The 19175-nt window shown below is 60.7% G+C and carries 16 protein-coding genes and 1 riboswitch; of the genes, 2 read left to right on the top strand and 14 right to left on the bottom strand.

Features of this window, described 5'->3' with window-relative positions:
- The 7 genes from Q0J85_RS12200 to Q0J85_RS12170 form a co-directional block, all read right to left on the bottom strand.
- Complete coding sequence (locus tag Q0J85_RS12200) at positions 1-2550, bottom strand: cobyric acid synthase (RefSeq protein ID WP_294481997.1); 2550 nt, start codon at positions 2548-2550, stop codon at positions 1-3.
- An 18-nt stretch (positions 2551-2568) separates the two neighbouring features.
- Positions 2569-3264 (bottom strand): precorrin-2 C(20)-methyltransferase, encoded by a 696-nt coding sequence (locus Q0J85_RS12195; protein ID WP_294481996.1) that lies wholly within the window; start codon positions 3262-3264, stop codon positions 2569-2571.
- A complete protein-coding gene (locus tag Q0J85_RS12190; protein WP_294481995.1) occupies positions 3261-4073 on the bottom strand; it encodes an ABC transporter ATP-binding protein in 813 nt (270 codons plus the stop codon). Before Q0J85_RS12190 ends, Q0J85_RS12195 begins: the two co-directional genes overlap by 4 nt.
- On the bottom strand, positions 4063-5061 hold the full coding sequence (locus Q0J85_RS12185; RefSeq protein WP_294481994.1) for an iron ABC transporter permease: 999 nt from the start codon (positions 5059-5061) through the stop codon (positions 4063-4065). The genes Q0J85_RS12190 and Q0J85_RS12185 overlap by 11 nt, the downstream gene beginning before the upstream one ends.
- Complete coding sequence (locus tag Q0J85_RS12180) at positions 5058-5999, bottom strand: ABC transporter substrate-binding protein (protein ID WP_294481993.1); 942 nt, start codon at positions 5997-5999, stop codon at positions 5058-5060. The genes Q0J85_RS12185 and Q0J85_RS12180 overlap by 4 nt, the downstream gene beginning before the upstream one ends.
- Complete coding sequence (locus Q0J85_RS12175) at positions 5996-6421, bottom strand: hypothetical protein (RefSeq protein WP_294481991.1); 426 nt, start codon at positions 6419-6421, stop codon at positions 5996-5998. The genes Q0J85_RS12180 and Q0J85_RS12175 overlap by 4 nt, the downstream gene beginning before the upstream one ends.
- A gap of 7 nt (positions 6422-6428) precedes the next feature.
- Entirely contained in the window at positions 6429-7709 is a 1281-nt protein-coding gene (locus tag Q0J85_RS12170; protein WP_294481990.1) for a type II secretion system protein, read from the bottom strand.
- Positions 7708-7828: riboswitch (adenosylcobalamin-variant (AdoCbl-variant) riboswitch) on the bottom strand. (Overlaps the previous gene by 2 nt.)
- Positions 7829-7936: 108 nt before the next feature.
- Here Q0J85_RS12170 and murI point away from each other — a divergent pair.
- On the top strand, positions 7937-8746 hold the full coding sequence (gene murI, locus Q0J85_RS12165) for a glutamate racemase (RefSeq protein ID WP_294482023.1): 810 nt from the start codon (positions 7937-7939) through the stop codon (positions 8744-8746).
- Positions 8747-8752: 6 nt separating this feature from the next.
- Here the strand turns inward: murI and Q0J85_RS12160 are convergent, their stop codons facing one another.
- Positions 8753-9556 carry an AraC family transcriptional regulator gene (locus Q0J85_RS12160; RefSeq protein ID WP_294481988.1) on the bottom strand — a complete coding sequence of 268 codons (804 nt, stop codon included), beginning with the start codon at positions 9554-9556 and terminating at the stop codon, positions 8753-8755.
- A gap of 113 nt (positions 9557-9669) precedes the next feature.
- On the opposite strand from Q0J85_RS12160, the gene Q0J85_RS12155 reads away from it, so the two are divergent.
- The gene (locus Q0J85_RS12155; protein WP_294481987.1) at positions 9670-11049 is read left to right on the top strand and encodes a hypothetical protein; all 1380 of its coding nucleotides are present in this window, start codon (positions 9670-9672) and stop codon (positions 11047-11049) included.
- A 74-nt stretch (positions 11050-11123) separates the two neighbouring features.
- Here Q0J85_RS12155 and Q0J85_RS12150 read toward each other — a convergent pair whose 3' ends face one another.
- The 6 genes from Q0J85_RS12150 to Q0J85_RS12125 form a co-directional block, all read right to left on the bottom strand.
- Entirely contained in the window at positions 11124-12485 is a 1362-nt protein-coding gene (locus Q0J85_RS12150; protein WP_294481985.1) for an MFS transporter, read from the bottom strand.
- A 68-nt stretch (positions 12486-12553) separates the two neighbouring features.
- Positions 12554-13237, bottom strand: coding sequence for a hypothetical protein (locus Q0J85_RS12145; protein ID WP_294481984.1), 684 nt, complete (start codon positions 13235-13237; stop codon positions 12554-12556).
- A gap of 16 nt (positions 13238-13253) precedes the next feature.
- Positions 13254-14021, bottom strand: a complete 768-nt coding sequence (locus Q0J85_RS12140) for a ThuA domain-containing protein (RefSeq protein WP_294481982.1) — start codon at positions 14019-14021, stop codon at positions 13254-13256.
- 28 nt (positions 14022-14049) lie between these two features.
- Positions 14050-14934, bottom strand: a complete 885-nt coding sequence (locus tag Q0J85_RS12135; protein ID WP_294481980.1) for a hypothetical protein — start codon at positions 14932-14934, stop codon at positions 14050-14052.
- A 267-nt stretch (positions 14935-15201) separates the two neighbouring features.
- Complete coding sequence (locus tag Q0J85_RS12130) at positions 15202-18357, bottom strand: hypothetical protein (RefSeq protein ID WP_294481978.1); 3156 nt, start codon at positions 18355-18357, stop codon at positions 15202-15204.
- A 47-nt stretch (positions 18358-18404) separates the two neighbouring features.
- Complete coding sequence (locus tag Q0J85_RS12125) at positions 18405-19157, bottom strand: type II secretion system protein (RefSeq protein WP_367274655.1); 753 nt, start codon at positions 19155-19157, stop codon at positions 18405-18407.
- Positions 19158-19175: the final 18 nt, after the last annotated feature.

Here is a 19175-nt window from a genome sequence, read left to right as displayed (position 1 = left end):
TCAGCGCACCCCCAGTTTCCGGTAGAGTCGTTCGATATCGATCCGGCTGCGCACATGATCGGCCAATCGGTTCAGGGCCTCTTCGACGCCGTATCGCGCGGTTACGCCGCCTTTCGGGCTCCACCCTTTTGCAATCCGCAGCTGGTCCAGCCAGCGCCGGCGGAAACGGTCGTTGTCAAAGAGCCCATGCAGATAAGTCGTAAAACAATTTCCCCGCACAAATCCGACCGCGCGCCCCGATTCATCCCGGATCTCCGGAATCCCGGACTCTTTCGACACCGTCTCCCCATGATGGATTTCATATCCGGAAAGTTCCATCCCGTCAGGAAGATACGCTACCGTCCGCCTCAGCGTTTTCTCACGCCGCATCACCGTTTCAAGCGGCAGAAGTCCGAGACAGCGGACCTCCCGTTCCGACGACTCGATCCCCTCCGGATCGAGCAGCCGTTCTCCGATCAGCTGCAGCCCGCCGCAGATTCCCAGGAGAAACGCCCCCCGTTTCGACGAATCGTAAATCTTTTGAAACAAACCATTTTCCCGCAGTTTTACAAGATCCGCGGCAACGCTCTTGCTGCCGGGCAGAATCACGGCGTCGGGTTCACCGAAATCAGCGGCGCAATCGACTTTCCGCAGGGTCACATCCGGTTCGAGCTCAAGCGGCGCATAATCTGTAAAGTTCGCAATGTGACCGAGATGCACAAGTACAATATCGAGCGTTCGCGCCTCCTTTTCCACCGGACGGACAAACGAGAAGTTCACCGAATCCTCCTCCGGAAGTCCGAGATCATGCAGATAATCGATCACCCCGAGCACCGGACGGCCGGTCAGACGCTCTAGCCACTCATGCGCGCCATGCAGCAGCGAAGCATCACCACGGAACTTGTTCACAATGAATCCATTGACAAGTTCCCGCTCACGCGGCTCCAACGTCGCCCAGGTTCCCGCAAACGAGGCGTAAACCCCGCCGCGGTCGATGTCTCCCGTGAGCAGTACCTGCGCATGTGCGTATTCCGCCATACGCATGTTCACAAGATCGCCGCTCTTTAAATTCACCTCTCCGGGACTGCCCGCCCCCTCAAGCACAATCACGCTGTAATCCGCCGCGAGCGAATCGTAGGCTGCCGTGACCTCATGCCACAGTTCGGGTTTGCGCCGGAAATAGTCGCGCACACAGAAATTTCCGATCGCCCGTCCATTCAACACCACCTGGCTGCCGAGATCACTGTTCGGTTTGAGCAGAATCGGATTCATCCGGACATCCGGATCTAGTCGGCACGCCTCGGCCTGAACCGCCTGCGCCCGCCCGATCTCCCCACCATCCGGCGTGACGCACGAATTCAGCGCCATGTTCTGCGCCTTGAACGGCGCCACCGCAAATCCATCCTGCAGCAGAATCCGGCAGAACGCCGCGGCAAGTACGCTCTTGCCCGCATTCGAGCAGGTTCCCTGCAGCATCAAGGCCGGGGTGCGGCGGCGCGCTTTCGCGACAAACGGCGCCCTCCCCGGCGCGAGCGCCGCAAGCAGTTTCGCCTGATCCTCCTCGCGCCGCACCGCAACTCGAAAGAAACCAAGTCCGAGCCCCGGATAACTGGAGCAGTCGCGCAGCGCGATCCGATTCCGAACGAGCAATTTCTCCGCCAGATCAGCACGCAAGCTTTTGAACATCAGATAATTCGCCTGCGATTCAAACACGCGGACATGGGGAATCCCGGCGAGACCCGTCGCCAGCATTTCCCGCAGACGAACCGTTTCACGCCGACTCGCGGCGGCGTACCCGTCTTCCCCGGCAGGGAGCGAGAGCAGAAAATTCATCATCGCGACAGCCGGAGCCGACACCGCCCACTCGCCCTGCAACTCCCGCAGCTTCGCCATAAGACCGGCCGGGCCGATCATCGCACCCATGCGCAACCCGGGCATCGCGTAAAATTTCGTGAATGAACGGCTTATTACCAGATTCCGCAAAGGACTCCCGACCAGAGACTCCGTTTCGCCGACGAATTCGATAAACGCCTCGTCAATCAGAAACAGCGCCTCCGGGTGCGCCGTGACGAGAGACTCGAGTTCCGCGCGCGGGAGGAACGTCCCGACCGGATTGCCCGGATTCCCCAGGATGACAAGATCCCCCGGTCTCACCGCCTCCCCGAGCCGTTTCAAGTCCGGCACGAACGCCTCCTCCTCCCGCAGCACAAACCGTTCGACCGTCAACCCGGCCCGGACGCACGCGGCCTCGTACTCAAGGTATCCCGGCACCACCACGATCGCCCGCTCCGCCCCGCACAGAGCCGGCAGCAGATTCAACAGCAGATTTGAGCCGTTCCCCGGCATCACCGCGCGTTCCGCCGGGATGCCCCACCGTTCCGCCAGTTTCGCAGCGACCGACTCCGCATATGGCTCCGGATACGCGCTCAGCCCGTCAAATCCCCGGAAGTAACAGCCGAACGCCCCCGGCGGCGGCCCGAGCGGATTCAGATTCACGCTGAAATCGAGCAGCTCTTCCGGGCGGCACCCCGCACGCGCCGCCAGATTTGTGAGATTTCCACCGTGTTCCATCTTACCATCCTGTTGTCCTCAATGTTTCACCACAAGCATCGACAAGTATGCCTCCGGCAGCGACTCCATTTCCCCGACATCCGAACAGCACACCTCACCGGCAAGCCCGATGTTCGCGCCGTAGAGCACCTGCGCCCCGGGCGGCAGAGTTTTCAGCAGCCGATTCCGGTTGCGGTACGCTTTCAGAAGCACCGTCGTACCGTGCCCGGAAAACGCGGCCGGGTCCTCCCCATCCGCGACCGAATATCCCGGTACGATCCGTAACGTCTCCTCATCCTCGCAGAGCACTTCGCCGCACTTCGCCGCAAGCGCGCTCCACGAATTCACGCCGGGAACGATCTCATACGCAAGCTCAGGCTCGAGTTTCCGCAACGCCCGCAGCAGATATGAACAGGTGCTGTAAGTCATCGGGTCGCCGATCGACGCAAACGCGCACTCCACCCCGCCGCGCAGAAGTTCCAGAATCGCAGCGGCATGCCCGTCGATCCGCGCCAGCCGCTCCTCCCAGTCGGTCGACATCGTAAACTCCAGTTCCGTCACCTCCGCCGTCCCCCCGGGCAGCGCCGCGAGAATCGACGCCGATACGCTGCGCGACGCCCCGCGCGCCGCCACACAGAAAATCCGTCCCGCACTCTGAAGAACCTCCAGCGCCCGCAACGTCACGAGCCCCGGATCACCGGGACCGAGGCCGATCCCGTAAAATTTCGCCGTCATAACCCGCCATCCCCGTTCTTATTGTCCTCTTCTTTCACGCTCCCGGTCGGAACGCAGTAGGGAATATCGTCCGCCCCGACATGAACGACGGACTCGATCTCAAAAATCTCCCGCAGAATCTCCGGCTGCAGAATCTCCCGCGGCGTCCCGATGTGCCGGATACGCCGCCCTTTCAGCGTGACGATGAAGTCCGAACAACGCGCCGCCAGATTCAGATCGTGCAGCACCATCAACACCGTAATTCCGCACCGGCGATTCAGATCGCGCACCAGCTCAATCACCTCGAACTGGCAGCGGATGTCCAGAAACGTCGTCGGCTCGTCCAGCAGCAGAACGCCCGGCTCCTGCGCCAGCGTCATCGCGATCCACGCCCGCTGCCGCTCGCCGCCCGAGAGCGTCGAGAGTTTCCGCTCCTGCAACGGTTCGAGCCGCGTGAGGCGCAGAATCTCCGCAATCACCTCCCGGTCACGCGCACTCAACACCCCGAATCCGCTCCGGTACGGAAACCGGCCGAATCCGACCAGCTCCCGCACCGTCGTCTCTCCCGAAGCGTGGTGCAGCTGCGGCAGAATCGCCATCTTCCGCGCCAGTTCCGCCGTATCACACGAATGCACCGCCTTTCCATCCAGCAGCACGCACCCGGTCCGCGGTTTCAACAGCCGCCCGATCACTTTCAACAGTGTCGACTTGCCGCTGCCGTTCGCACCGACCAGCGTCATGATCTTCCCCGCCGGAATCTCGAACTCAACCCCGTCCAGAACGAGCTTCGCCCCGTATCCGGCCGAAACGCCACGCACCTCAAGCCTCATAACTGTGCCTCCTCAAAAGCCAGAGGAAGAAAGGCGGCCCCAGAAGCGACATGATCACCCCCGCCGGCAGCTCCGACGGTTCCATCACCATGCGCCCGGCCGTGTCGCACCCGACCACCATCGCCGCACCGAACAGCGCCGACCCCGGCACCAGAAACCGGTTGTCCGTCCCGATCACAATCCGTACAATGTGCGGCGCGATCAACCCGACAAACCCGAGCAGCCCCGCCACGCTCACCGCCGACGCCGCCAGCAGCGCCGCCGACGTCAGCAGCAGCAACCGCGTCCGCTCCACCCGGATTCCGAGTCCGGCCGCAACCTCGTCCCCGAGCGCAAGAATGTTCAATCTCCTGCTCAAAAACAGCGCCGCAGCCAGCCCCGCAGCCATATACGGACCGGCCTGCCGGATCTGCGGCCAGCTTCGCGTCGCCAGCGACCCGATCGTGAAGTCAAGCACACCTCCCGCCTGCTCCGCATTCAACAGCAGAATCGTACTGCTGAACGCCCCGAGCATCGAGGAGACCGCTACCCCCGCCAGAATCAGCCGCACCGGATTCACCCCGCGCCGCCACGCCAGCAGGTAAACCAGTACCGCCGTCCCGAGCGACCCGCAGAACGCCGCCGGAACCAGAAACGCCCCGAACTGCGGCAGCGCCAGCATCACGAGAATCCCCGCAAGCCCCCCACCGGCTGATACCCCGATGATCCCCGGCGACGCGAGCGGGTTGCGCATGACCCCCTGCAGAATCGTCCCCGCCACCGCCAGACTCGCGCCGACCATCGCCCCGAGCAGCACCCGCGGCAGCCGGATGTTGAACACAATCTGATAATCGATCCCGTCCCGTCGCTGAAACAACGTCTCGAGAATCTCGCCGAACGAAAGTTTCAGCGCCCCGAACCGCAGACTCAGCAGCATCGCCCCGACCAGCAGCAGCGCAAGAAAAACCACCACCACCAGCCGCCCGGAATTCGTCCGCAACGCTTTCACCGTTCCGCCTCCTCCTCCCGCCACTCCGGGTAGAGCAGCTTCGCCATGTGGCGGAACGCCTCCGGAAAATGCCGTCCCGGCAGATATAAATACAAATTTGACGGCAGAAAATGAACCCGCCCGCTCTTCGCAGCGCGCAGCTCGCGCCAGGCCGCCTGCGACATGATTTCCCGCCGGAACTTCTCCCTCAGAGAATTGACCTCCCCCATCGTCACAATGCAGATCACATCCGGATTCTCCATCAACAGCCGTTCGTAGCTGAATGTAATTCGACGCCCCTCTTCGACTACGGCGATGTTCTTCGCGCCCAGCATCTTCGCAATGGTTCCCGTATTCGACTTCTCCCCCTCGAGCTTGAAGCCCGCCGTCGCGGCAAACACGATCGCCACCCTCGGCGCGGGATAATGCTTCACGCTCCGGCAGATCGCATCCACCTCCCGCGTGATCCGCGCCGCCTCGGGATTCTGCTCGATCGTACTCCCGTTCAACCGGCAGAAGAAGTCGAACAGACCCGCGAAATCCGTGTAGTTGTCATAATCCACTCCGAGCGTTGGAACTCCCGTGTTCCGCATCTGTTCCGCCAGCGCCCGGCACCGCCCGTGGCGGAACGGGTAGAGCAGCAGATCGGGCCGCAGCGACATGACCAGCTCCGGATTCGTGACGAACGTCCCGCCGATCTTCGGCAGTTTCCGCGCCGCTTCCGGCAGCGTCTCCTCACTGCGCACCCCCGGAATCCCGACCGCCGTTCCTCCTGCCAGATACCAGAGCTCGACCAGTGAACCGATCCCGATCACCGTCCGCTCCGGCTTCCGGCGCACGTCCACCACCACTCCGTCCGGCTGGCGGAAACGGATCGACTCCGCCCCCTCCGAGACGATCTCCGCGGAAACCGTCCCGGCCATACCGACCAGCAGCCACGTGATGAACCATTTTCTCATTCGTTCTCCCCCGCTGGGCAGTAAACCCGTTTGAAACGGAACGAACCATCCTCCCTGCGCCGGAGCACGATCTGCACCGGGCCGCCGCTCGCCACCGGATAGTAGAGCGACCAGCTGTTATCGCGGGCCGTCCGGAACTCCACCCGCTCCGGCTTCTCCGACCAGTCGACCTGGCACAGCAGTTCAAACTGTTCGCGCAAACCTTCCGCCCGCGGATTGTCGCAGAGACTCTCCGCTTTCTTCGTCTCACCCGCCGCCAGCAACGCCCGGAATTCCGTCACGAACTCCGCCGCAGCCGCGGCTTCCGCTGCCGGCGCCTCCCGGCTCTCCGCCGCGGCCGGAACACTCCCCCGCGAACCAACGAACCAGACTCCGCCGCCAGCTGCCAGCAGCACTGCCACAACGATCCAGAGCTTTTTCATCGTTCGATCACTCCAGTTCATCCCTGTCGCGCATCGGATTGTACAAATCCCGGTTCAGGGCGCCGACATAACCGACCAGCTCGGCCTGCGCGGCGCTGTCGTCGTTGATCGATCCCGGATGCTCCGTGCTCGCGTGCCCGTCCACCCAGCTGATATTCGCCATCTTTCCGTGTCGAAAATGGGTCGTCCCACTCGCCTCGGAATCATATCGGCTCCCGTCCGGCTTCTGTTTGCAATACAGCAGCGGCGTCACCCGCACCGGATTATAGCTCCTCGACCCCATCGCCGAACGCGCACAGTCCGCAAATGCCACCGTGTCGGAAGTATGCCTCATCCGACTCCGCTTGAAGTTGTAACGCACATTGTTCAGCACATACTGCCCGAGCCAGTTCCCGTTATATCCGTAACCGCCGCCACCCGCCAGATCGGTCAGATCGCCGGTCAGCTCATCCCCGCTGCCGTTGTTTCCCTGCTTGCTCTTGAGCACCACTCCCGGACAAACCATCACCCGCGGCGAATCCCCGTAATACTCCCCCAGAAGATTGCTCCGCGTCAAATCGTAATTCTCCGCCCCGAGATGCCCCAGCCAGTAATCCGCATTCTTCGCATTCGTCGAACTGCTGTCGTTGCAGTAAATGACGAACATGTCATCGTTGTCATTCGCATACATCTGATTCGCCGCCCCGATCTGCCGCAGGTTGCCGAGGCAGCTGCTCCCCCTCGCCCGCTCCCGCGCCTGATTCAGCGCCGGCAGCAGCATCCCCGCCAGTATCGCAATGATCGCAATCATTACGAGGAGCTCGATGAGCGTGAACGCCGCCTTTCTCGCCTCCTGGCCGTGGGCTTTGAGCGCCGCAGGGCCGTGGGTGGCTGGGGGCGTGTCCGCCGCCCCCCGCACCCCCTGCGGCCGGCAAGGTGCCGGTGCCGCGTACGGGTCGGAGTCGGACTCGGACTCGGCTGCGGTCGGCCGGTGCGGGGAGAAAGAGCCGCTTGCCGAGCGGAGACTCTGTTGCGCGGCGATGATCGGCTGATGGGTTGTTTGATGGTTGATTGGTACGGGGAGAGACGCGCTCTTGCGAGCCGCTTTCTCTCCCCCGAACCCCTCTCTTGTTCTGCCGGGCGCAGAAATGGGTTGCGCGGCGAAATCGCGCCGGAGCAGCGTTTCCCCTCCGGACTCATCTTCTGCAGGCTGAGCGCAGACCGGGCTGCAAAAGGAAATGGGACTCAGACATAATTCGGCCGGAAGAGTTTCCCGAAAACAGGGAACAAGGGAGTGATCAGTGTGCATCTCTTTTCTGTCCTTTGTGTTACGCGCACAAGTTGATTCCGTTTCGATCGCGACGGGATCCGACTATGACGGTTGCGCGACAGCCACGGAATTTCACCATGATTCACCGTGTCCGCGATCGACGACGCATTACTATAATGTTGCCTCCCCCCGTTTTCAAGAGAAATCCCCCTTGAAAGAATGGAATTGTGCGCTATATTAGCCGGATACAGGAGAGAACCCCAGTGATGAAACCATTCGACAACCGCCCCATCGGCATTTTCGATTCCGGCCTGGGCGGGCTGACCGTCGCCGCCGCTCTGCAGCACAAACTGCCCGGTGAAGCCGTCGCCTACCTCGGCGACACCGCCCGCGTTCCCTACGGCGATAAATCGGTCGATGCAATCATCCACTTCGCCCATCAGGACGTCGAATTCATGCTCTCCCGCGGCGTAAAACTCGTCATCGCCGCCTGCAATACCGTCTCGGCCGTCGCGCTCGATTCACTCAAGCGGGATTATTCCGACCAGATCATCCTCGGCGTCATCGACTCCGGCGTCCGCGCCGTCATCGACTCCGGAGCCGAGCGCGTCGCCGTCATCGGCACCCGCGCCACCGTCAACAGCGACGCATACCGGCGCGGAATCCACGCCGCCAACTGCTCGATCCGGGTCGAAAGCATCGCCTGCCCGCTGCTCGTCCCGCTCGCCGAAGAGGGCGTGACCTCAGGACCTATCGTCCCGGCCGTATTCGACCTCTATCTGGCGAAACTCCGGCAAGATCCGCCCGACGCACTGTTGCTCGGGTGTACCCACTACCCGCTCTTCATCGAAGCGCTGAACGACTATTTCTCCGGCAAGGTGCAGATTCTCGACAGCGCCACCGCCTGCGCCAGATACACGGCGGAGTTCCTCTGCGAACACCACATCGCCGCACATCCGGGGAATACCCCCTCTTTCGGCTGTTTCGTGACCGACCTCCCCTCGGAGTTCCACCGCCACGCAACCCGTTTCCTCGGCCGCGCCCCCGGCCGCGTCGAACGCATCAACCTCGCCTGAGCCCGATCACCGCCCCGCAAGGCGCAGTTCCGAGGGCGAGTGTCCGAGCCGTTTCCGCATGACTTTCGCCAGATAGTTCGGATCGGGGAATCCGCACTGCGCCGCAATCTCCTTGACCGAAAGCCGCGTCCCGGCCAGAAGTTTCGCCGCCTCCTGCACCCGGCGCGAGATCAGGTAGTCTTCAGGCGAAATCCCGGTCTGACGCCGCACAAGCCGCGCCAGCGTCGAACGGTGCACCCCGAGTTCCGCAGCGATCCCGCCGACCGAAAGATCCGCATCCTCGAATTGCTCCTCCACCAGCGCACGAAACGTCTCCACCAGAGGTTCGCACTCTTCCGCTCCTCCCCGGATGCACGCCAGCGAAATGATCTCATACGCCGTCGCCCCCGCCCGGAACTCCCCCGCCGCCGTCAAATCGCGCAGCTCCCGCCCGAGCCGCGCAAACAGCTCATGCGGACAGCGTCCCGCGGCAACCGGGCGGCGGTCGAGACGGAATGCCGCAATCACTTCGTCCAGGTGTTCCCCGTCGCAGGTGAGCCAGTAATATTCCCACTGCGCACTGCGCGCCGAAATCCGGTGCGTGTCCCCGGGAAAGTAAAACGCCACCTCCCCCGGATGCAGCGTCCATTCACTCCCGTTTTCCGCGACGAAATCCCCCTCCCCCGAGACCCCCCAGAAAAGTTCCAGAAACATCTTCCGCTTCGGCTCCTCCCGCCACAGGCGGCTCACCCGGTAGTGTCCCGCCGAACGCGCCCGCAACGGCGCCGGAATCGAACCGTTCAGCGTCGGACGGTACAGCGCTTCAATCATATTTCCCGACTCCTCCCGTGTCTGCGACAAAATTACCCGATAAAATACATCGTTCCTCTTTGAAATGCAACCGGACCGGGGTATAATGATAAGCAAAACCAGGAGGCATTCCCATGACAGGCAAACCCAAAGTCGTCGTGATCGGCGCCGGAAGCTATTTCTTCGGCAAGCCGGTCATCTACAACATGATCCACAGCCCCGTCCTGAACGGCGGCACCCTCGCGCTGGTCGATACCGATCCGGCCGTGCTCGAAACCATGACCGCCATCGCCGAACGGGCCAGAGCCCACACCGGCGTCAAACTCGACATTCTCAGCTCAACCGACCGCACCGCCGTCATGAAAGATGCCGACTTCGTCGTCCTCTCGTTCTCATTCCGCAACGCCTACTACCGTGAACTCGACACGCGCATCTCGCGCAAATATGGCGTCACGATGTGCTCGAGCGATACGATCGGTCCGGGAGGCATCTTCCGCGCCCTCCGCGAACTGCCGGAAGTGCTGCGCATCGCCGAGGACGTCCGCCGCCTCGCCCCGAACGCCTGGCTCATCAACTTCGTGAATCCGACTTCGACCCTCGGCATCGGACTCATGCGCTACGCCCCCGGTGTCCGCAGCTTCGCGCTCTGCGACGGCAATCATGAGCCCTACGTCCGCGCAATGTATCTGCGCAAACTCGGCATCATCGGGTCCGACGCGGAATTCACTCCCGAAATCGATGCGAAATTCGACCTCAAGATCGCCGGCGTCAACCACTGCACCTGGATTCTCGAATGCCGCTTCGACGGCCGCGATCTCATGCCGCTTCTGCTCGAAAAAACCCGCGAGGCCGCGCGCCACGAATATGACCGCGCCCCCTCGACCAAGGCGAAACCGCGTCTCAATGCGAACTATGAACTCGCTCTCATGGAGCTCTACGGAGCATTTCCGACCGCAGCCAGCCATACAAAAGAGTATGTGCCGTTCTTCCAGGGATACGGCGTCACGCCGGTCACCCCCGAACCGATCATCTGTTTCGACGGCTACAACCGCGCCGACGAAATGGCCGCCGCATGGGAGAAAACCCGCAAACTCGCGACCGGCGAAACTCCGATCTCCACCCTCTTTGAATCCGGGCGCGGCGACCATGCGACCGACATCATCGAATCGATGTGGGGGCATCTCGGCAAAAAGTTCTACATCAACTCCCCGAATCGCGGCGCGGTCACGAATCTCCCCGCCGATGCGTTCCTCGAACTGCGCTGCGAGCTCGACCTCGAACACGGTCCGCGCCCGCTCCCGGTCGGAGCCATGCCGCGCGGACTCCTCGGACTGACCCAGCAGGTTCTCGACACGCACGAGCTCACCGCCGAAGCCGCCGTTTCCCACGACCGGAGGAAACTTCTGCTCGCGCTCGCAACCGACCCGATCGTCAACAACCTCGGCGATGCGAAGAACATCATGAACGAACTGCTCGAAGCGGAACGCGATCACCTGCCGCCCGAATGGTTCTGAATCCGCATGAGAAATGAAAAAAGCCGGCCGGGGATTCCCTCCCCGCCGGCCTTTTTTCCCCGAGCGCCCCGGAATCACGGAGCCACATAGTTCTTCATCCCGCCGTGCCGGATCCAGCCGCGGTAAACCTGAATCATCGCAATCAGCGCCAGCGTGGTGAAAATGATATCCCAGACGTACAAATTGCGGAAATCCCCCGTCCAGTCGATGAAGAGCCCGCCGCCCCAGTTCGCCACCACCAGCAGCAGCGCCTGAAACACCGCCTGCGCCGAGCAGAACTGACCGTAACGGTCTTTCGGCAGCAGCAGCGCGAACATCGGCAGCGTGCTCGCCCCCTGAATGCCGTAAACCAGCGCCATCAGCGTCGCCGTCACGATGAAACTCGTCCGGTCGACCGTGAGGAAGTAACTGAAGATGTTCGTGATGATCACAAGAACAGCCGCGGACATGTAGACCCGCAGAGGATGAAGCCGGTCCGCCAGCCACCCGAGCGGATAAATCAGCACCATCATGAACAGAGCGATGTACCCGCTGATCTTCCCGTAGTCGGCCAGATCCAGCCCGATGTTCTCCTGCGCGAAGAAAATTCCGAACAGCCCGCGGCAGACCGTCGAAGCCGCGTTCAGCGCCGTTCCGACGAAAAACCAGAGATAGAACGGAATCGAAAAACACTCCCGCACGTACAACTTGATGTTGTCGATCGCGTTCGGCTTCTCATCCGTCTCCTCCGGCGGCGGATATTCCCCCTCGCGCACCATCACGCACATCACCATGAAAAAGACCCCGTAGAGGACCGCAATGACCGTGTAGATCCACGCCATGTAATCCTGAGCATATCCAAGCAGGTAACTCTGAAAAACGAAGTTCGCACCGAGCCCGACCAGGTTGAAGCAGGCGACAAAACGCCCCATGAACTGTTCCGGCATCACATCCGCGAACAGATAGTAGAAAACCGATCCCACAAACAAATTGAAAATCTGATAGAAGATGGAAAATCCGATCAGCAGCATCACCCCCGCCGTAGCCGGCGTAAAGACTCCGCTGAACACCGATGCGAGCCAGACACCCATCTGCGGCGCCCATCCCGCAAGCACGAGAAAGATCGTCACAAACGGCGTCGCCACTGCAAGATACGGAATCCGTCGCCCCCATTTTGAACGAGTCCGGTCGCTGCGGAAACTGATCCACGGATTTATAATGATGTTCAGAACCGACGGCACGCTGCCGACCACGAGCCCGATCGTCTGGTTGCTGCAGTCGAACGCCCGCAGCGAAAGCGGCATCAGCACCGGAATCAGACGCTCCGTCAAACTGAAGAAAAACGATCCCAGAAGCATCCAGAAGAAAAGCATGAAGAGCGAACCGGTCGTATATTTGAGCGTTCCGGCAAAGTAACGGTATTTCGAGTTGGGTTCCAGTTCGGCAGCAGTGTTCATTATCTTCTTCCTTGTGAATCCATTTGCATCCATCCGGGCGTGCGGAGAGCCGTTCTCCCCGGAATTTCTCACTTGTTTTCGTCTCTCCGCAACTCCCAGGAGTAAAACCGGTTGACTCCCTCGCAACCGGTGAATCCCCAATGGTACCGTTCCGGCAGATCCGGCTCGGAATAACGGAACTCCATCCCGTTGCAGCGGACGATCATCTGCGGCTGAGAGGCGCTGAAATCCGTGGAGACTTCCAGCTCGTAAATCGTCTTGGGCCGCAGCTCCATCGTGATGCCGGCCGCCAGATGCCAGCGGGGCGCGCCGTTCCCGTACTCGTGGTGCCAGACGTTGATCCCCTCGTTGCAGAGCACGATTTCAAAGTGCTCCCGATACTCAAGCGCCTCCCCCTCCGCCGGAACCATGCTTCCGGCCGGAGCCAGAACGATCAGCGGCGCCATCAGGTGATCGAATGACGCGGCGATCGTGAAGCTGCTCTTCCCCTCGACCGGCTTCTTCAGCAGCAAACTCGAATAACACTCCGGCGCGCGCGGTCCGAGCATCTCCTCCGCCGTGGCTCCGGCGGGGACCTCGTTGGCGATGTGGTCGGCATGCTGCACCCAGCCGCCGATGTGACTCCAGCGCGGGCTGCGGACTGCCCACCACTCTTCCGGCGTCCAGCCGCCTCCGGCAAAGCTGCCGCCGGTCAGCGGCACAGTCAAAATCCCGAGTTTCCCCGTAGCTAAAATAATCGCAAGCTCTTTCATATCAAAACACTCCTCATCATCCAAGCACAGACTCTCTTCCGCCGTCTCCGTTTTTCCCGCGGGAACGGATCGGTTCCAGTGCAGGACGGCAGGGGGCATCGAGTTCCCGGAAGAAGACCGGTTTCGCCCACCGGACGGCATTGCCGATCACCCGGAGCACATTCCGGTCGTAGTAATTCGGGTACGCCTCGTGGCCCGGCTGGAAATAGAAGATCCTGCCGTAGCCGCGCTCGAAAGCGACTCCGCTGCGAAAGACATCTCCCCCCTCGAACCAGCTCAGGAAAATGGTCCTGCCATCGTCCGGAATGTCGAAACGTTCGCCGTACATCTCTTCGTGCTCAAGCTCGAAATATTCACCGATTCCCTGCGTGATCGGATGGGTCGGCGCGATGTTCCAGAGCCGTTCTTTCTCTCCGGCCTCGCGCCAGTGAAGCGTCCCGCTGCAGCCGAGCGCCATGCCGAAGATCCGGGAGAAATGCGAGGAGTGCAGCGCAATCAGCCCCATCCCCTCGAGAATGCGCCGGTGCGCCTTGCGCGCCACAACTTCGGAAACCTCGCGATGGGCGCAATGCCCCCACCACACCAGAACATCCGTCGTATTCAGAACCGAATCCGGCAGGCCGTTCTCCGGCTCGTCGAGAGTCGCAAGACGGATCTCCAGATCGTCGGCCGCGATGCCGTCGGCGATCGCCTTGTGCAGCCCCTCCGGATAGATCGCGGCGACCTGCGGGTCCTCTTTTTCGTGGCGGAATTCATTCCAGATCGTCACGCGGATTTTGTCCATGACACCGTCTCCTCCTGTGTTCCTCATTTCACCAGGCCGGCGGCAGCACGACCAGCGTTCCGGCGACAGGATGCTCCACGCCGTTCAGGCGGTTGCGGCCCGGATAGACGTTCCCGATGTTCACCGAGTCCGACGGCGCTCCGGCGGGATCGAAAACCAGATACCCGCTGTTGCATTCGAGCTCGTCCGGAGTCGGCGTCCAGGTCGCAAGTTTCGAGGCGTTGCGGTAGAAACGTCCCGCATTGAAACGCCAGCGTTCGAGTTTCGGCGCCTCTTTCCGTCCGAATGTGCACCACGGCAGCACGATCCGCTGCGTGAGTCCGTTTTCGTCGGCATCGGTCGAAATCTGAAACCGCGCCGGAATCTTCCGGCCGTTCTTCCAGCACACGCTGCGGCCCGTGTCGTCCACGGCGAACGAATAGACATCCGTACTCCCCTGCGGCTCGAAAACAAACCGGAATCCATCCTCCTGTTCCACTCCCTGCCGGGAACGGGCCGCCTTTTTCCGCTGCCTGCCTTTTTCAAAGAAAGTCAGCTCGAGACCGTTCTTCCGGCAGGCGACAGACACGGTCAGCTGCCGCGGCTGGTAAACCGCGTAGAACTCCTGCTCGGAAATCGCCACGGAACGCAGGAACGTCTCGCTTTTGCCGCACCACATGAATGCACTCGAGGGCTTTCCGTCCGTGTAGAGGAACTGATCGATCTTCTCGCGCTCAACTTTGCGTTTTCCGGGGATCTCCGCCGAAACGAGTGCGGGCTTCCCCGCCGCCTCCGACGGCGCCAGAAAACCGGGCCGCCCCAGCGCCCGCGAAATTTCATCGATGAGCAGCAGCGCCTGATACCGTTTCGTCTCCTGCACCGAGTCCTTGATCGCGCCCTGATACTGCTTGAGCCCCCAACCGTCAGAGAACAATTATAATGCTTTGCCAGAGAACGGAAAGAAGGCAGCTGCCCCTCGGGCCCCCAACGCCCCTCTTTCAGATCTTTGCGAATCTCGCTGTAAAGCTCCATCGCCAACTGTCACCTTTCTGTATTGAATGTATTACAAGTGTATTACACCAAACTTTCCGGCGAATGTCAACCCCTTTCCGTTTTTTTTTATTATTTTTTGATTAGCAACGGTCAAAACGGGGCAAAAAAAAACGGAGAGGGGGTAACCTCTCCGCAGAATCGGATCGCTTTACTTTTCGATCAGGTAGATCATACTGCCGCCGAATTTTGCCGTATCCACGCTGAACTTCAGAGCGCCGTCCGCAAATGCCGCCGGGATCGTCCCTTTCGGCATGCCGTCGAGACCGATCACCTGAACACGGTAATCACCCGGCTCAAGTTTGAGCTGCACGACGGCGGAGGCGCGGCGGATCAGCGGTTCCGTTTTGCCCCAGTGCTCGACCGCGTTCATCGACTCGGAGCTGTAACGGATGTGGCGGTTGGTCACATCGCTCTGATGGAAGAGCAGAATTCTGCCGCTGGCGGCGAGCGGTTTCCCGTCCATACTGCTGGCGGTGACGATCTGGAACGTCGGTGTACCGTCTGAAACGGTCAACACATCTCCGGCAAGCGCCCCTTTGAAAAAGCTCAAACTCTCCGTTTTCGGCGAGACGATCCGCAAAGTTCCCCGCGAGGGATTGCAGGCGATCTCGCCGGTCTGGCTGACCTTGTCCGCGCCCCGGATCGTCTTCTTTTCGGCTTCGGAAAGCTCCTGCATGAAATCTTTCGGCTTCCGGATAAGCTTCACATCCGGGAACGTGCGGTTTTCACGCAGACTGCCGATCCGGCAGTAGAATCCGAGCATGCTGAAGTCGACCGGGAAATTCGCTTCGGCGATGGAGTTCATCTCCCGGAACGTCGACTCCCCGTACGGCCAGGCGATCCCGGAAGGCGCGGGCTTCACGTCGCCGCGCACGAACATGAGATTCGTCACCCGTTCGGCCACCTGCGAAAGAGAATCTTCCGCGATGTCGAACCGGTTGATCGGCGACTCGTGGCGCACTCCCTTGTCGTCGTGCGACCATGCGAAACGGTAGAGGCCATCCCAGTCCTGAAGCGAAGCGTATGCGCCGAGCAGCGGGCCGGACTCGGCACGATGCCGGTTCGGGAACACGTAGTTGATCTCCGTCACCGTAAACGGCTTGCCGAAAATCCGGGAGGGCATCAGCGTACGGGGATTCCACGCCGCCGCCCGGAGCGCGCTCATCTGGTTGTGCAGAAACGGGAAACTCCACGAGTGACCCGGCAGAGAGTTCGGGTGATCCCAGTAATTGTGGTTGTCGACGAACGCAAGCGTGTCGCGGATTTCCGAGATCACCGCGTTTTCCTTGAAGTTGATCTCCGTGATGAGCCCCTTGTACCCGAGATCCTTGTGCACGAAATCGCTCAACTCCCGGATCGTCTCGATGTTCAGATCGGTCAGATAGCGGTAAAAAAGTCCGCCGCGGTTCTTCAGATTTTCCTCCGTGGCGATTCCCCGCTTCTCCAGATACGCCTTGTATCCGTCGAGATAGAGCTGTTTCGCCCTGCCGTTCCAGTTGTTGGTGGTCACATTCTCATTCGACAGCGACACGGCGAAGAGCGTCGGATCCTCCCCCCACGTGAGGCCCGTGTACGGATTGCGGTGTGTCAGGAGGTTGCGGACGAACTTTTTCCAGTTCTCACGCGCGGGCGGGTAGACGCTCAGAAGCTGTTTCATCGCATATCCCTCGCGGAACGGCGCATCCGGCAGTTCTCCGTTGCGGAAGCGGCGGCTGCAGTAAAGGTCGAGCGTAATGTAGATTCCCCGCTTTTTCAGGCAGGCAAAGAGATAGTCAAGCTGATCGATCTTCTCCGGAAGAAAGACGGTCGAGTCGTTCCCTTTCGGATCGGAAAGCGAGTTGTCGTAATGGTGAAACCGCACCGATGTGTAACCGAGACGCGCGAGCTCATCGGCAAGTTTTTCCGCATTCTCCCGGTCGAGATACTGGGCGGAAAAGCAGAGGTTCGGGCCGTAGAATTTAAACCGTTTTCCCGGCGCCTTTTCCGCGGTGAAGTGGCCGTCCTTGTCCGTTGTGATCCAGCCGTATTTTCCGGCCGGGGCGTCGAGCATCCCGGAGAAATCGAGGATCGATCCGGCCACCACCGGCTTGACCTTTTCCATCGGCGCCCACTCTTTTCCCTCGGAAATGTAGTAGATGCTCTCGACGGTCGCGGGTTTCGTCACCCCCTCGGCCAGAGTCGCCGCCGCGACGATCCACTCTCCGGAACCGGAATTCCCGAATTCAAGAGCTTTGATCTCCCCCGCCGGAAGCGTGAAATGGGTGAAGTAAAGCCCGTCAAAGCTGCCGTTGTTCGACGCGGCCAGCGCCCCGTTCGGCAATCTGCCGAGCGGTTTGACCGCGCTGAATTCGCGACCGTGCGTGAGTTCGACCTGTTTCCGGCTCCCGTCGGCGTAGACCGCAACGACGACCGGTTTTGCGCCGCTCTCCGTCGCATTCTGAATCAGATAAAGTTCATTCCCGCTGCCGGCGACCGGGATGGAGGCGTTTTCCCCCTCCCCGATCCGCAGGGCGGTGCCGCTTTTCTTCCGGACGTTCCCGAGCTGAAACTTCACACTGCCGATCGAGAGTTCGCCGCCGCTGGTGCCGTAGGCGCGCAGCAGTTTCGCCATGGCGTCCCCGCTCACTTTCGCACCAGAAGCCTTGTCCAGAGAAACCGGCGCAGTCGCCAGCGGCGTCACCGTGACCGAAAAATCGAGCTTCGACTCTTTCACCAGTCCGGACGACTGCGAAAAGAGCAGCCGGACCGAAAAACTCTGCACCGAATAATTCCGGTGATCCTGAATCACAACCGGGAAATCCCCTTTGATCGTGATCAGCTGATCTCCGTTCACGATCTGGAGCGTTTTGACGTGATAGAGGGGCTTCGACGTCGTCTTGACCGGAAGTTCTTTCCCGTTTACGGTGATGGTTTTCCCATCGAACCGGTGCGTCGGCAAACTCAAGGCGAGCGCAACGGTCTGGCAGCGGATTCCCGCCTGACTGGTCAGCGTCATGGAGTAGGTGGCCGTGTCCGAGGAGAGCTCCCGAACCCACTCATGTACCGTAAAGCCGTCCGTATTCGGAACTTTCAGCGTTCCTTTGAGTTCATAAACCTTTTCGGACGGAACCGGATAGCTCGGCTCCGGAACGATGTTCGACCGATTCTGGGCACTCAGACTCCAGCTCTTGTCATAGACGTTGACCGTGGCGGAGAGCCCGCCAAGCTTCAACACACCGTTTTCGTCGACCGAAATGCCGGGCGGAAGAGCCGCAGCCGGAAGAACCACGGCCGCAGCCGCAAACAGGGAGACGATTTTCAACATCGGGGAATTTCCTTTCCGGGTTGTACCTGTGTCGGGTAGTTTCGTTTTCATTTTCTGCTGCGGTTCCGGTCGAGCTCGCGCCAGAGGTCGCGCATCTCCCACCAGAGATAATCGCACTGGGTCGCGGTGATCTTGTTGCGCACACTGCCGTCCTGATAACAGACGTTCACGCTCGTGGGAGCATGACGGCGGTTCTTGAACTGCAGATCGTCACTGATGAGCGGCAGATACGGTTTCGTGAGCCGATAGGAGACGCAGGAGTATGCCTTGTCGCTCGGAAATCCGGACCGATAGGTGAGATCGTGGTCGTAGGGCACGGCGTAATAACCGGAAATCAGATATTTACTGCCGAGATTGTCATTGATCCTGGAAACGTCGTAAAAGCTGTCATAGCTGGCGAGGGACTCAAAACTCCCTTTGCTCCCATAGAGGTTCGCCACGAGCGGACATGCATAAATCTTGCCGCTTGAGACGTATTTCTGCTGATACAACCGTCCCATTCCGTAATAGAGATTCCATCCTTTGAGCCGGTTGGCCCGGAGAATGACGTCTTCCGGAGTGATGCTCGTCGGATTGGTCGGAGTGTTGTCCGCCCAGTACGGATTTGTGAGTCCGTTGAAATCGTTGGTGTAGCTGATCGTCGCGAAGCCGAGTTGTTTGAGGTTATTCTGGCAGCTCGCACCTTTCGCCTTGTCCCGCGCCTGGTTCAGCGCCGGCAACAGCAGAGATGCGAGAATCGCAATGATCGCAATTACAACGAGGAGCTCGATCAGCGTAAATGCCGCTTTTCTCGTTACCAGGTCGTGGGAGGCAGGGGG

This window comes from uncultured Victivallis sp., assembly GCA_944389935.1.
Classification (GTDB): domain Bacteria; phylum Verrucomicrobiota; class Lentisphaeria; order Victivallales; family Victivallaceae; genus Victivallis.
Note: the sequence above shows the minus strand (reverse complement) of the source record. Positions and strands in the feature narration are given on the sequence as shown.